12 protein-coding genes and 1 riboswitch are annotated in these 15,232 nt (G+C 41.6%); of the genes, 4 read left to right on the forward strand and 8 right to left on the reverse strand.

Annotated features, from left to right (window positions below; translation table 11 throughout):
* Positions 1 to 29 precede the first annotated feature (29 nt).
* Positions 30 to 1,397: an alanine/glycine:cation symporter family protein gene (locus AAC155_RS02435; protein WP_113040899.1), complete on the forward strand. Its 1,368-nt coding sequence runs from the start codon at positions 30 to 32 to the stop codon at positions 1,395 to 1,397.
* A 45-nt stretch (positions 1,398 to 1,442) separates the two neighbouring features.
* Here AAC155_RS02435 and AAC155_RS02440 read toward each other — a convergent pair whose 3' ends face one another.
* The 3 genes from AAC155_RS02440 to AAC155_RS24360 form a co-directional block, all read right to left on the reverse strand.
* Complete coding sequence (locus AAC155_RS02440; RefSeq protein WP_113040900.1) at positions 1,443 to 2,927, reverse strand: aldehyde dehydrogenase family protein; 1,485 nt, start codon at positions 2,925 to 2,927, stop codon at positions 1,443 to 1,445.
* A gap of 33 nt (positions 2,928 to 2,960) precedes the next feature.
* The gene (locus AAC155_RS02445) at positions 2,961 to 3,128 is read right to left on the reverse strand and encodes a hypothetical protein (RefSeq protein WP_158536468.1); all 168 of its coding nucleotides are present in this window, start codon (positions 3,126 to 3,128) and stop codon (positions 2,961 to 2,963) included.
* 290 nt (positions 3,129 to 3,418) lie between these two features.
* Positions 3,419 to 3,640, reverse strand: coding sequence for a hypothetical protein (locus AAC155_RS24360; protein WP_387488908.1), 222 nt, complete (start codon positions 3,638 to 3,640; stop codon positions 3,419 to 3,421).
* A gap of 375 nt (positions 3,641 to 4,015) precedes the next feature.
* Between AAC155_RS24360 and AAC155_RS02455 the strand changes: the two genes are divergently transcribed.
* Both AAC155_RS02455 and AAC155_RS02460 read left to right on the forward strand, forming a co-directional pair.
* Positions 4,016 to 4,348, forward strand: coding sequence for a DUF6694 family lipoprotein (locus tag AAC155_RS02455; RefSeq protein WP_113040901.1), 333 nt, complete (start codon positions 4,016 to 4,018; stop codon positions 4,346 to 4,348).
* 186 nt (positions 4,349 to 4,534) lie between these two features.
* A riboswitch (M-box (ykoK) riboswitch) is annotated at positions 4,535 to 4,706 on the forward strand.
* Between the two features lie 74 nt (positions 4,707 to 4,780).
* Positions 4,781 to 5,851 carry a magnesium transporter gene (locus AAC155_RS02460; protein WP_113040902.1) on the forward strand — a complete coding sequence of 357 codons (1,071 nt, stop codon included), beginning with the start codon at positions 4,781 to 4,783 and terminating at the stop codon, positions 5,849 to 5,851.
* A gap of 908 nt (positions 5,852 to 6,759) precedes the next feature.
* Here AAC155_RS02460 and pssA read toward each other — a convergent pair.
* From pssA to AAC155_RS02475, 3 genes are all read right to left on the reverse strand, one after another.
* The gene (gene pssA, locus AAC155_RS02465) at positions 6,760 to 8,115 is read right to left on the reverse strand and encodes a CDP-diacylglycerol--serine O-phosphatidyltransferase (RefSeq protein WP_191214699.1); all 1,356 of its coding nucleotides are present in this window, start codon (positions 8,113 to 8,115) and stop codon (positions 6,760 to 6,762) included.
* Positions 8,115 to 8,324: a hypothetical protein gene (locus AAC155_RS02470; RefSeq protein WP_146748039.1), complete on the reverse strand. Its 210-nt coding sequence runs from the start codon at positions 8,322 to 8,324 to the stop codon at positions 8,115 to 8,117. Before AAC155_RS02470 ends, pssA begins: the two co-directional genes overlap by 1 nt.
* Positions 8,325 to 8,403: 79 nt before the next feature.
* Entirely contained in the window at positions 8,404 to 11,046 is a 2,643-nt protein-coding gene (locus AAC155_RS02475) for a bifunctional acetate--CoA ligase family protein/GNAT family N-acetyltransferase (protein ID WP_112895010.1), read from the reverse strand.
* A 320-nt stretch (positions 11,047 to 11,366) separates the two neighbouring features.
* Here AAC155_RS02475 and AAC155_RS02480 point away from each other — a divergent pair, with 320 nt between their 5' ends.
* Complete coding sequence (locus AAC155_RS02480) at positions 11,367 to 12,380, forward strand: tRNA/rRNA methyltransferase (RefSeq protein WP_113040957.1); 1,014 nt, start codon at positions 11,367 to 11,369, stop codon at positions 12,378 to 12,380.
* A 47-nt stretch (positions 12,381 to 12,427) separates the two neighbouring features.
* On the opposite strand, the gene emrB is transcribed toward AAC155_RS02480, so the two are convergent.
* Both emrB and emrA read right to left on the reverse strand, forming a co-directional pair.
* Positions 12,428 to 13,966: a multidrug efflux MFS transporter permease subunit EmrB gene (emrB, locus tag AAC155_RS02485; protein WP_223121362.1), complete on the reverse strand. Its 1,539-nt coding sequence runs from the start codon at positions 13,964 to 13,966 to the stop codon at positions 12,428 to 12,430.
* Positions 13,967 to 13,983: 17 nt separating this feature from the next.
* A complete protein-coding gene (emrA, locus tag AAC155_RS02490; RefSeq protein ID WP_113040905.1) occupies positions 13,984 to 15,168 on the reverse strand; it encodes a multidrug efflux MFS transporter periplasmic adaptor subunit EmrA in 1,185 nt (394 codons plus the stop codon).
* Positions 15,169 to 15,232: the final 64 nt, after the last annotated feature.

Raw genomic sequence — 15,232 nt, forward strand, 5'->3', positions numbered from 1 at the left:
ATTTTGTTATGAAACATCCGAGGGAATATATGGGATTAATCACAGAATGGCTGAGTGCTATTAACGGGGTAGTATTGGGAGTACCGATGATGATCGGTCTTTTGGGGGTTGGGTTGTTCATGCAGCTCCGCCTCTCTTTTCTGCCTATACGTAAATTGGGAACGGGTTTTAAATTACTATTTGAGCGTAACCATCAGCGGGGAGAAGGGCAGATATCGCCATTTAACGCACTGATGACTGCGCTTTCTGCCACCATAGGAACGGGTAATATCGCTGGCGTGGCTACCGCAGTTGTATTGGGTGGGCCAGGCGCACTGTTTTGGATGTGGATAACTGCATTAGTGGGCATGGCAACCAAATATTCAGAGGCAGTACTGGCAGTCCGTTTCCGTGAGGTTGACAAAAACGGTCACTATGTTGGTGGCCCCATGTATTACATAAAAAACGGTTTAGGTAAAAAGTGGGCCTGGTTGGGGACGTTGTTTGCGGTATTTGGCAGTATTGCTTGTTTCGGTATCGGTAATACCGTACAGGCGAATTCTGTTGCTGATGTGCTGCAAAGTAACTTTGGCGTTTCTACCATGGTAACGGCCGTCGTATTGGCAATTCTAGTTGGTGCAGTGCTTATCGGGGGTATTAAACGTATTGCTGATGTAGCAGGTAAATTAGTGCCATTTATGACGGTTGCCTATCTTGCTGCCGGGATTATTGTTCTGGGGATAAATTTCAGTGAAATTCCCGCTGCATTTGTTCTGATTGTTAAATCTGCATTTACACCTGTTGCGGCGCAAGGTGGCTTTGCGGGCGCAGCAGTGTGGGCGGCAATTCGTTTTGGTGTAGCTCGTGGCATTTTCTCTAATGAAGCGGGATTGGGAAGCGCGCCGATTGCTCATGCAACAGCTAAAACTCAAAACCCGATTCGCCAGGGGTTGATCGCTATGCTAGGTACTTTCATCGATACTATTATTGTTTGCTCCATCACTGGCTTAACTATCGTCATTACTGGTGGTTGGTTGAACGGTCAGACAGGTGCGACACTGACAGCGACTTCTTTCGCTATGGCGATTCCTGGTGGCAACTATATTGTCGTGGGCGCTCTGGTAATATTTGCCTTTACCACAATTCTTGGCTGGAGTTTCTACGGTGAAAAATGTACTCAGTATCTATTTGGGCAAAAAGCCATTACGCCTTTCCGTGTAGTATGGATTATTGCTTTGATGGTAGGTGCTACTCAGTCATTGGATTTTGTCTGGTTATTGGCGGATACATTGAATGCGATGATGGCAATACCGAACCTGATTGCATTAGCATTGTTAAGCCCAGTTGTTTATCGGCTGACGAAAGAACATATTAAAGATGTGAATGCAGATAGTGTTGATATTAAAGAAAAAATTTGAATAAAAGCCTTCCGTTTGGAAGGCTTTTCTCATCACTGATTGAGATTATTCTTCACTGGTTTTGATATAGATGTTTTTGACCTGAGTGTAAGCATCCAACATCATTTTGTGTGTTTCTCTGCCAATGCCTGATTTTTTGTAGCCACCAAATGGGGCGTGAGCTGGCAGTTCATGGTAAGTGTTAATCCACATACGGCCGGTTCTGACAGCTTTAGCTACGCGTAGTGCTCGGTCGATATCTTGTGTCCAGACAGCACCAGCCAGGCCATAATCAGAATCATTTGCCATTCTGATGACGTCTTCTTCTTCGCTGAATGGTATGACGGCCAATACAGGGCCAAAAATCTCTTCGCGTGCGACTCGCATGTCATTAGTGACATCGGTAATGATGGTTGGTTGAATAAAGAAACCATCGTCATAACCTTTTCCAGTAATGCGTTTACCACCCGTGAAAATGGTTGCACCCTCTTCTTTCGCAATTTCCACGTATCCGAGAATTTTTTCCATTTGTTCCTGGCTGACTTGGCTTCCCATCTGAGTTTCTTTTTCCAATGGATCACCAACCTGGATGGATTCGAATTCTGCTTTCAGCGATTTGAGGAATTCATCATGAATATCTTTATGCAGGAACAACCGGGAGCCTGATTCACACGCTTGACCCTGATTCAGCAAAATAGCTCTGGCCGCATATTTTACTGCTTTTTTCATATTGGCATCAGGGAAGATAATATTGGCTGATTTACCACCAAGCTCCAGTGTTGCAGGGATCAGCTTTTTGGCTGCGGCTTCGGCCACGGTATAACCTACTCTGGTGGAACCAGTGAATGCCACTTTTTCGACATCTTCATGATCCAGAATGGCTTGACCAACGACTGAACCACGACCTGTAACAATGTTAACCACCCCGGCTGGCAGGACTTTATCCAATATTCTGCCCAATTCAAGCAGAGTGATTGATGTCAGTGTTGCCGGATTAATAACAATGGTATTGCCCGCTGCAAGAGCAGGAGCCAGTTTCCATGCTGCCATCAGTAGTGGGAAATTCCAGGGAATTACCTGTCCGACAACACCAATGGGTTCACGGATCACCAAGCTAAGTGTATTGGTATCCAGAACTGAAGCTTCATCGGTATGGGAACGGATCACCCCCGCAAAATAGCGGAACTGGTCAATGCTGGCGGGTAGATCCATATTCAGGGATTCATGTAATGGTTTGCCAGTATCCAGTGATTCAAGGATGGCAAAACGTTCTTGTTCTGCTTCTAGTAAGTCAGCAATTTTCAGCAAAGCTGATTGTCTTTCGATTGCGGAGGTTTGACTCCAGGCGTGGAAGGCTTGTTTTGCAGCGCTGACAGCAAGATCGACATCTTCAGCATTACCGGATGCATATTCAGCCAATAGTTCTCCTGTCGCCGGGTTATAACTTTTGGTCGTTGCTTTGGATACACTATCTACCCATTGCCCACCAATAAGCATTTTGTAGGATTCAACGGGCAACATCTCTTTCTCAATATCATGTAATCGTTTCATTAACATACTCCGAGTACTTTGGTTTAAGAATAGTTACATAAAGAATCTATTTCGTTGGATTATTTTATTTTTCATTTTTGTTAGTAAAGAGCGAATGATTCCTCGCAGATCATCCATATAATCTGGTTTCTGTACCTTGTCTATATACCCGTCATCTTTCAAGTTGCCTCTTTGTTGGCTGCACTCACTCACCTCGGTCACATAGTTATCTATGCTCCCGGGGATTCGCTCCCTTGCCGTCGCGATACATCTTGAAATCCATAGGGTATAGTTTCATTATGTGAATATATTTGTGTTTTATATTTATTACTTAACCGAATTTACCTTGTCATGTTTTATATTTTTTTTGGCATCAACTATAGTAGATTACAAAATAATAGATGTCTATTAGCGTGTTATATAAAATATTAGGTATATTAACGAACAGAAATTATAAGTAAAGGGTGCGATTAAATATCTGTTGGAATATACCAACGGATTGAAAGGCAATATTATTTTGCTGTAACCCAGAATACCCCGTTACCATCAAGGGAGGTAAAAGTTTTATGCAGATATAGGCTGTCAGCTTGTGGATCGATATCTTCAAATAATTTCGGAGGCAGGAATTTAGCAAAGATAACCGGGATACCCGCTTTTTCCAGTAAGATGATGGTTCCAACTACATTATTGGTCTGAATATCGGCAGTTACTGTGATCGTATCTGGATCTGTCATGTTGTCGGTTGATTGGGTGTTTTAAGCATTTGGTCGATTTGGCAGAAAGTCGTTTTTTATGTTGTCGAAGAAATAACAAATGATCGGATTTTGGCATCGTAGCTGCTAACCACAAAGATAATTATTCTGGAATAACATGATGAGAAATTTCATTTTATTTGCTATTTTTTATCAATTTGGCTAATTATATACCCTATGGATTTCAAGATGGATCGCGACGGCAAGGGAGCGAATCCCCGGGAGCATAGATAACGATGTGATTGGGCTGAGTGAGTGCAGCCAACAAAGAGGCAACTTGAAAGATAACGGGTATAAACGGTTTATTGTTTCTGCTTCTGTTATTATTCCCTTGTTTAATATTCTGTGGTGATGAATATGAAAAGATTGTTAGTAATTTGTTTATTAGGATGTGTATTAGCTGGCTGTGATAGCCAACCTAAAATGGATGCTTCTAATGAAATCGCGTTGAAAGCATCCATTGAAAAAGTAAGAGATAGGCTACCTGATGATAAAAAAGTGAAGTTTGATGAATCAATTCAATCGGCTATGTTTAATAGTATCGATTTTAATGATTTGGTTAAATCAGGTTCTAATAATGACATGAAAGAATCGAAACAAAAGTTTTATAAATTGCTGGATGGTAAAACGGCTGACCAATTGATTGCTGAAGTTGAAAAAATTGAGTCTAAGAGATCAAAAAATGAATAACTCCTTCATAGGATTATTCTCATTAAACGGCGAGAGGTGGAAATTTATGCCGTTTTTTTATTATCATCATAAACTTAAATGAAACTTAAATAAAACTTAAATAAAACTTAAATGAAAATTAAACAAACTAACTTTCAATTTTGAATTATTACGACTCTTGTTTACAATGTGCGCCGCATTCTAAGTGCAGTATCTCGTTAGGCGAGGCTCCTATACAAACACAGGTTGCTGATCTGACGACGTCGAGAGACGCCCAAGATTAGGACAGGATATATCGAACCAAGGTATATCCCCATGTAACTTTCTGATAACTCAGGATACGTTGTATAGTGCTAAAACCGAGACGTAGAGATAGTCGTTGCATTCTCTCATCTGGTTTCGCCCCTATGTGAGTGCTGTTTGAAGTTCACAACAGTAATAGGGACCAACATCATGAAAGTCACATCCCATGAAAAAATGGATGCATTAGCGATTGCTAATCATTCTATTAATGAAATAAATGCTGATCAGCAGCGGAAACATCGATTGAAAAATGAAGAGACAACGGTCAGCGCATATATGAGCCAATGTTTCATTTCTGTATCTGTTGCTGATTCTGTTTTGTCGGTAAAAAGTCATTTGATTGATCAGCTTGAAGGTGAGCAGATCCCAACTTACCTATATGTTATTGATGCTGAAGGCTATCTTAATGGCATATTACCGGTGAAAGTGTTATTCACTGTAGCCGATGATTTATTTGTGTCAGATATTATGAGGCAAAGCTATTTTTCCGTATCACCGGAACAGTCGCGTCATGATGTTTATAATTTGATAAATCACAGTGGTATGGATAGTGTCCCGGTTACTCATTTTGGCAAATTGGTTGGGGTACTACGATCACAGGATATTGCTGAGTTGGTTGAAGATGAAAATACGTTGGATGCTCATTTGCAGGGGGCAACTTTACCTCTGGAGCGGCCTTATCTTAGTACCAGCCCAATAACATTATGGCGTAAGCGTGTCGGGTGGTTATTATTACTATTCGTTGCAGAAGCTTATACCGGTGCTGTGCTTAAAGCATTTGAAGATCAATTGGAAGCGGTAATCTCTCTCGCATTTTTCATTCCGTTATTAATAGGAACGGGGGGCAACAGCGGGACGCAAATTACCTCAACTTTGGTCAGAGCAATGGCATTGGGGGAAGTGAGTTTGCGTAATCTATGGGCTGTGTTACGTAAAGAGATTTCCACTTCATTTTTAGTTGCAATAACGATAGGTTTTGCCGCGCTTATCCGTGCCTGGGTATTAGGTGTCGGTATTGAAGTGACGATTGCTGTTAGTTTGGCCATCATTGCAATCACCCTCTGGAGTGCCATTGTTTCTTCCATTATTCCAATGGTATTGAAAAGGCTATCTGTTGATCCGGCTGTTGTATCTGCTCCTTTTATTGCCACGTTTATTGATGGTACAGGGCTGATTATCTATTTCGAAATAGCGAAATTAGTGATGACAGAACTCGTTTAAAATTACCAATAAGATGCCCATATTTATTGGGTATCTTATTGATTTAAAAAGAGTTTAATATATATTTTCATCTGTAATGGTAATTAAAAATTCTTGGTTTTCTGTTTATATTGTTAGATGAAAGAATGTTTTTTAATATCTTTTTATTAGGGGTTTAAATAGGTTTTTTATTTAAATTAACTTAATGTTTTTATATATTTAATTTTGGGTTTAATTATTAGCTAATATAAATAAAATGAACGGATTTAATATGGTTAAATAAATTGAGTTATTTTCTGTTTTAATGAATTTATTTATTTAATTTGTAATTAATCGATATTATTTCGATATATTTTTAAATGGTTTATTTTTAATTTAAAATTTACTTGTGGTGATAAAATAGGTGTTTTTATGCCTGAGGTTTTAATAAAATTCTATTTTACCCCAGGCATAATTAGTGACGCGCGTTATATACCCGTCATCTTTCAAGTTGCCTTTTTGTTGGCTGCACTCGCTCACCCCGGTCACATCGTTATCTATGCTCCCGGGGATTCACTCCCTTGCCGTCGCGATGCATCTTGAAATCCATAGGGTATATAAATGAATGAAATTGGGAAAAGGAATTATATATATTAAACTTTAAATCGGTATATAATTAATAAGATATTCCGAGCAGAGAAATAACATTTCAAAATAGAATATTTGAGGATTGTAATTCGATTAATTTTTTGTTGAAAATAGAGTGTTAACAGAATTGGTTGTTTTATATTTTTTTAATCTATAAATCTAGATTTACGTACTTTTGAATATTACTATTATTTAAACAAAGTTGAGATTTATCAAATTAAAGTTAGATGGTAAAAATCTCCCGCGATTATTCAATATCAGGAGATTTGATTTAGAAAAGATAATTCGCTTTATCGATTCAATTAAAGAATACGACTAATCAGTTTGTCTACCCGGATGCGACGTAAGCGGCGGATAAGTTTACGTACTTTGACTGGGTAAAGCTGGATGCTGTCCAATTCCTGATAATCACTGACAACCGTAGTATAAGTACGGATACAGTGCAGTTCTTTTGTACGTTGCTCCTGCATTTCTTTATGAGGATCGTGGATAAGAATGGCATTTTCTAAATCCAGTCCCCAGGCACGAGGATTAAGATTATTTCCTGTAATCAATTGCCATTGATTATCCACCCAAACACCTTTTAGATGGTAGCTATTATCACCATCTTTCCATAACCTGATAGTCAGTTGATTGTTGTCAACATAACGCTGTAGTCTACTGATGAAACGGCGCAGATTAATTTCATATAAATAGGGCAATGCACCGATAATTTTAAATGGTTCTTCCGGTGGAATATAAAAATCGTTGGCAGTTTTATCGCCAACAATAATTTCCACATGTTTACCTTTACGAAGTAGATGAACAATCCGTCGGACAATGATGGCTGGAAGATTAAAATACGGAGTGCAAATAATCAGCTTTTGTTCTGTGCTGGCGATCAGATGACTAATGGTTTTATTTAGTAGATTTTTCTTTCCCAGACCGGCAAGTGGAGTGACAGATAGTTCGTCATTCGTTGCCTGATTATTTATTTTATAGGTAGTGTGCCGCAGAGAAAAACGTAATTGACGGATCAAATTTTTAATTTCAGGAATACGAGGACGGTTTTTACAATCCAGTTTCTGTACGGCTCCTGTAGCGATAATGTAATTATCAACAAAGTGTTTCATTATTTCTGCAAGTTTTGCATTGTGAAGCAAGTGGTAGCGATCATAACGGTATTTATCATGTTGGTGGAGATAAACATCATTAATACTTGCTCCGCTATAAACCACAGTATCGTCAAAGATAAAACCTTTTAAATGTAAAACACCCAGTGCTTCGCGGGTATTTACAGGTACACCTAGTACCGGAATTTTCACATCAGGATAAGCTTCTGCCATAGAACAATACCAATCGGCATTCGTTACCATTGCAGCCGCACCAATTCGTCCACGTTGTGCTCGATGCCAGTCAACGAGCACTTTAATGTCCAAGTCTGGGCGTTGTTGTTTAGCTGTATAAAGTGCATTAAGGATATCTTTCCCTGCATCATCATTTTCCAGATAGAGGGAGATGATATAAATATGTTTTTCAGCGTTAGCAATTTTTTCCAGCAGGGTGCTGCGGAACACTTCAGGTTGATAAAGTGTTTTAACATCAGCAACTGACTGAGGTAGCTTAGGCAGTTGTGCAAGGTGTTGTTGATGTTTAGCTTGTTTGAATTTAGACAACATCACAGTGCGCTTTTTCTCTTATGTTGGATGGCTAAAAGACTATTATACCCGTCATCTTTCAAGTTGCCTCTTTGTTGGCTGCACTCACTCACCCCGGTCACATCGTTATCTATGCTCCCGGGGATTCGCTCCCTTGCCGTCGCGATCCATCTTGAAATCCATAGGGTATATGTAAAGCAATGAATCAAATGATCTGGCGATAATACCATTAGTCTGGCTAATTGTGAGCATGATTTAACGATCTAATGCCTAATGATGCAAGTCTGTGCGGTTCATCACGTAGTTGATTCAGAGTTCAAGGGATAAGTTTACAATGCTATCCTCAAATTGAACATCTATGGTAAATCCCAGTTTTTTAGCCAGTTTTATCATCGTACGGTTTTCTGGCATGGTGATGGCGTTGAGGCGGCTTATGCCATGTTCTCGTGTATAGTTAATCAGTTTTGTCATAAGTTGATATCCAAGTGTGATCCCTTTTAAGTCAGAACGCACTAGCACAGCGAATTCTGCTTCGACATTATCAGGGTCAGCTATGGCACGAGTAACCCCGATAATTTCTGGGGTCGTTTTAGGATGTCGTACGGCAACAAATGCCATTTCACGGTCGTAATCAATCTGAGTCATATTTGCCAGATCATCGTGTGTGAATTCGCTGATTTCACTAAAGTAGCGGTAATAGAGATCTTCTTTCGTAACCTGGCCGATAAAATCTTTCAGCAACGGTTCATCTTCTGGCAGAATCGGACGTAGCAGGCATTCTGCGCCCCCTTTGAGTTTTATAGTTTCTTCTAGTTCGCTTGGATATGGACGGATAGCTAATCTAGTTCGTGGATCACCGTCTATCGAAGATAATTCCATTGATACATCCAATAATGTGAATTCATCGCCAGAAGCCAGTAATGGATGAATATCTAGTCGTACAATTTGCGGGCAATCAAGTAACAGATTAGATACCTGAACTAACAGTCGGCTGAGTGCCAGTACATCTAATGATTGAGGCGCTCCCCTGAGCTTAATTTTTCTACTTTTAATCGCCTGAATAACCAGATATCGCGCTAACGCCATATTAAGAGGTGGCAGCGCAACGGCTGCTTGTGTTTCCTGTGACCACTCAATACCTCCTTCACCTAACATAATCAGTGGGCCAAATACTTCATCTTGTTCAACCGCAATTCGTAGCTCTTGTGCACCAGCACGGTTTGCCATGCTCTGAACTAATAGTCCTTGAATTCTTGCGTGTGGGAAATTCTGATTGACACGTTCGATAATCGCTTGAGCAGAAGCCTTGACCTCATTTGCATTTCGCAAATAGAGCATCACTCCCTGAACTTCTGATTTATGCGGGATATCTGGCGAGCGTAATTTCAACGCAACAGGATAACCGATCTGTTGGGCAATATTGACTGCTTCATCACTGTTATGAGCAATCCATGTTGGCAATGTATTGAGACCATAAGCTTCCAGAATAGGTTGAACTTCATGAGTATCCAGACGAGAATTTCCCTGTTCCAGAGCCTGTTGTATGCACTGATGGGCACGTGCTGTGTTAGCTGTGATGTTTGCTGGTAGCGCGGGTGTTTCTGTTAATTGTTTCTGATTGCGGCGATATTCAACCATGTGCATGAAAGCAGTAATCGCGCCTTCAGGGGTGCGATAAGTTGGAATACCTGCTTCACTGAACAGACGGCGGGCTTCTTGTGAAGAGTATTCACCGCACCAATTGGTAAAGATAGTTAGCCATTTTCCCCGTGGGTGTTTGCGGATTGTTTCAATGACTTTGGTTGCGGTTTGAATACCGGGAGCAATTGCGCTAGGAGAGTGAATAAGTAACAGAGCATCATGGTCGTGGCTATCTAGTAACGGTTTTAACGCAGCGATATAACGTTCCACCGTGGAGTCATCTTTTAAATCTAGCGGGTTATGTAGGGAGATAGTTTCTGGTAGTTGTGTTTTTAATGCCTTTGTTGTCTCTTCACCTAATATTGCGAGCTTACCGTTACGGCGGAATAACGCATCCAGCGCCATTGCGGCTGGAGCAGCACCATTGCTGACGATAAATAGCCGTTCTCCCCGTAAAGGTGACATATGGCTTAACGTTTCTACAGCAGAAAACATTTCATGTGTATCTTGCACGCGTAATAACCCTGCTCGCTGAATTGCTGCATCATAAGCCGCATCCAGATTTTGTTGTTCACCAAGTAATTTCTGTGCCCGCTTAGTACGGCCGCTTTTAACCACCAAAATAGGTTTATTGCGGGAGGCACTTCTAGATGCTGAAAGAAAGCGACGGGCATCATGAATATGCTCTAGATAGAGCAGGATAGCGCTGGTTTTACTGTCACGAGCCAGAAAATCAAGCAGATGATCAATATCGATATCTACACTGTCACCTAACGCTATAAAGTAGGAAAATCCGACTCCCCGGTGTTTTGCCCAATCAAGAATCGTATTTGAGACTGCCGCCGATTGAGAAATAAAGGCTAATTTCCCTTTGAGTATTGGAACCGGAGAAAAGCTGGCATTCAGCCCTTGCCAGGGGGCTAATACGCCTAAACTGTTTGGCCCAAGTAGTCGGATACTATAGCGCTGGCAGCACTGCTTTAGTTCAGCGAATTGGGATGTTGGTGAAGAAAGGATAATCACCGTTTTGCAACCTAACTGCCCCAGTTGTTCTAAACATTGCAAATTACGGCGGTGATGAGTACAAATAACAGCCAAATCTGGTGTGATCGGTAATTTATCTATTGAAGGGTAAGCTAAAACCCCTTGAACAGAACGGCTATTGGGTGTAATCGGTAGTATTGGTCCAGCAAAGCCTCCTGCAAGCAAGTTACGCATCATAACTGAACCCGCTCGTTCTGGTTTTTCTGAGGCACCAATTACAGCAATGGATTTAGGGCGTAATAAAGCTTCAAGTCCGCGCTGGCTCATCAGGAGGCTCCTTATCTGTGGTGAGTCGATAACTGTAGCGGATTTCGCAAATTGTTGCTGTGATTTACGCTATCGGATGCAGTTGCTGAGAAGCAATTAAATTGTCAGTTTGTTGCAAAATAGTACCAAACTGTAGTTTGAATATCTTCGGTGGGGGTTGTTTCAACAGGTGGCCTGACTGTGCCCTCCATAGCAAGTACAGCATGTCTCGCCAAGAGCAGGAAAATTAAGGGCGCATTTTAATGGATTGTGGTTGTCAGAGGTAGCTTAAGATGCGCACATCAGGTAATCTTCGCGCCATAAAGCAGTTGGAGAAACGAATGAACGATTCATACAGTGGTAAAAATGGCAAAGTCAAAGTGATGTATGTCCGCAGTGAGGGCGATAATGACAGCCGCAATAATAAACGTCCATCTGGCAAAGGACGCGATCAAGGTCAGCGTCGTCGGGACAATGAGCGAACATCCCGTTCTCCGCGTGCCAATGAGCGTGAAAGATCGCCTTGGAAAACAGTGTCACGCCCTGAGAGTGATTCTGTAACGCCAGTGCATGGTGGTATCAGTGGGAAAAGCCAGATTGATCCTGAACAGCTCCGTCGTCAGCGAATGGAAGAAACTCGGATTTATGGCGAAAATGCTTGTCAGGCGATGTTTAAAAACCGTTCTGAAGCGATAGTTCGTGCATGGTTCGTTGAGTCAGTGACACCACGTTTCCGTAATGCGCTAAAATGGATGGCGGCTAACCGTAAAGCCTATCATGTTGTGGATGAGGCTGAACTGACAAAAGTGTCAGGTACTGAACATCATGGTGGTGTTTGTTTTCTGATTAAGAAACGCAACGGTTTGGATGCAGAGACCTACTTGAAAGATGCTCCAGTAAAAGATTGTGTTTTGGCTCTTGAAGATGTGGGTAATCCTCACAACCTTGGCGCGATTATGCGAAGTTGTGCACATTTCGGTGTGCAAGGGGTGATTTTGCAAGATGTGGCCTTGCTAGAGTCGGGTGCGGCTATCCGTACAGCAGAAGGTGGTGCTGAGCATATTAAAGGTATTGATGCTGATAGCTTGATCACTACACTGAATGACTTTCGTCAAGCGGGTTACACCATTGTAACGACATCCAGCCATAAGGGTAGTACCGATTTAGCGAAAGCTGAATTACCGGAAAAAATGGTTCTGGTACTTGGTCAAGAACGTGATGGTTTGAGTGACAGTGCTTGGAAACATGGTGATATGAGTTTGTTCGTTGGTGGTACGGGTTTGGTTGAAAGTCTGAACGTTTCTGTTGCAACTGGCATTCTGTTAGCTGAATGGTGGCGACAGAATAAAGCTTGATTAGGAAAAGCGGGAGCTGGAGTGCTCCCGGTTTTGCCATTTAAGATTCAGTGGGCTCCGCCCATGCCTTTTTTACTTCCTTGGGTAAATGGTGGCCTGGCTAGCCAGACGAGCATAATCAAAATCAGGAATACTCCGGCTGAAAGCCAAAAAATTTCATTTGCTGAGATTATGAGTCCTTGATGGGTAACTTCTTTTGCTAGATAAGCAGAAATTTGCTGGTTATTCATGCCTAATTCCGATAATTGTTGATAGATCTGTTGAGTATCGGGACTATAAGGATTGATATGCTCAGTAAAATGGGAATGATGCATTGACTCGCGTTGGGTCCACATGGTTGTCGTTAGTGATGTGCCTATTGAACCCGCCAGTGTTCGAATAAAATTCGATAAACTGGATGCAGATGCCACTCGCTCTGCCGGCAAGCCGGAAAGGGTAATGGTTGTGAGTGGCATAAAGAAACAGGCAATAGCAAACCCCTGGATAAACTGAGGCCATGCGACTGCGGCAAAATCCATGCCTGGTTCGAATGTATATGCACGCCAGTAATAACAGATGGCATAAACAACAAAACTGAATGTCACTATGTAGCGCATATCTGCTTTATTGCTGAATTTACCAATCAGTGGCGAAATGATTAGTGGCAACAATCCTACCGGTGCTGATGCAAGACCTGACCAGGTTGCTGTATAACCGAACACTTCCTGTAATAACTGAGGTAATAACACAATTGTGCCGAAATAGAGCATATAAGCTAAGCTCAAACAGAAGCAACCAATGGTAAAATTGCGCTCTTTAAACAGTGATAGGTCAATAATTGGGCTATTATCGGTCAGTTCCCATACCACCAGAAATGCTAATGAGATGATTGCGATAACGGTCAAAACGATAATTTCTGTAGAATTAAACCAGTCCAGTTCTTTCCCCTGATCTAGCATAATTTGTAAACAACCAACGCCGACCACTAACAACACGAGTCCTATTGTGTCGATAGGTTTAATCTCTGTTTGGGTTTCACGCCCTTTCAGCGTTTGCATAGTAATCAGAATAATCGCTATACCAACAGGAACGTTGATAAAGAAAATCCATCCCCAATGGTAGTTATCACTGATGTAGCCACCCAAAATAGGGCCGAAAATTGGCGCGATGATAATCGTGATTGACCATAATGCCAACGCCATATTTCCTTTGGCTGGTGGATAATTGTTCAGTAGTAGACTTTGTGAAAGGGGAATAAGAGGACCCGCAACTAATCCTTGAATAACCCGGAAGAAGATTAGCATACCAAGACTGTTGGAAATACCGCATAACCAAGAAGCTATGGAAAATAGAGCGGTTGACCAGATGAATAACTTAACTTCGCCGATGCGTTTTGCCAGCCATCCAGTAATTGGGATAGAAATCGCATTGGCAACCCCGAAAGAGGTAATTACCCAGATCCCTTGAGAATTTGATGATCCTAAGTTACCTGAAATCGTGGGTATCGCTACGTTAGCAATGGTAGAATCTAACACTTGCATGAACGTTGCCAAGGATAACGCAATGGTCATCCATGCAAGTTTGGCACCTGTAAGCGGCTGTCTCATCACCTTGACCTCCGATATTATTTTCCAGCATTACTATTAGTAATGTCATTAACTATTTTATTGGCAGGAGACATATCTATTGTCAGAGCAGTGGTGTGATAAGCTGATTTAGTGCGTGTTCTATCAGACAGAACGGGTCCATCAGGATTCGTAGTATCTACTCTGACTTTAGTCGAGAGGCCGATGCGTAATGGGTATTTTTCTAGTTGTCCAGGATTAAGCTCAATGCGGACGGGTAAACGTTGTACAACCTTAATCCAATTACCACTGGCGTTCTGAGCGGGTAATAAAGAGAAAGCGCTGCCGGTACCCATATCAAGGCCAGTGATTTTGCCGCTAAATACTCTGTTTCCACCATAGAAATCGCTGGTGATTTCCACGGGTTGACCAATACGCATACCAGAAATTTGTGTCTCCTTGAAGTTGGCTTCGATCCACATATCGTTTGCCGAAATTATCGCCATCAGTGGAGTATTTTTATTGATTTGTGCACCAACTTGTACACTACGGCGTGAGACATAACCATCGATTGGGCTGACTATTTTCGTGCGTTGTAACGCTAGCCAAGCATTACGGACTTCCGTTGCAGCTTGTTCAATAGCCGGTTGCTTCTCTAAAGGTGTATCCAGGACAATTGCTTGATTAGCGTTGTATTGTTCAATTGCAATATCTAGAGCAGCTCGGGCGCTGGCGACAGCTTCCTGTGCATGTTGTAGCTCTTCTTTACCAATGACTTTTTGAGCGCTAAGTATTTCACGACGGCTAAGATCATTTTGAACTTTAGTTAATTCGGATCTGCGTAGCGCGATGTTAGCCTGATATTGTTTGCTGTTAACTATCTGTTGATGAGTCTGGCGAACGCTGTTAGCTAATGTTGTTTTTGCTTTTTCTAATGCTAATTCTGCATCACGGGGATCGAGCTGTACCAATATACTACCGCTTTTCACAAAGTCAGTATTATCAAAGTTAACTGTGATTACAGTGCCAGCAACTTGCGACATGATCTGAACTTGATTACCTGTAACATAGGCGTTATCTGTTTCTTGATGGTGGCGTGAAATGAGAAACCAATAGAAAAAGTAGGCAACACCGAGCAGGGTAAAAATAAGGGTTAATAACACTAAGGCACGACTGCGTTGCCTTTTTTTGCTACTGGTTGGATCTTGTGCCACTTGTACTTCTATTGACTCATCTGCACTCATAGTAACTCCCCATGCTTGTTGTTTATCTTCTAGTAATACTATTTTTAGATCACTTTCCAGTAGC

The sequence above is a fragment of the Photorhabdus sp. HUG-39 genome (genome assembly GCF_963878365.1).
GTDB classification, from domain to species: domain Bacteria; phylum Pseudomonadota; class Gammaproteobacteria; order Enterobacterales; family Enterobacteriaceae; genus Photorhabdus; species Photorhabdus kayaii.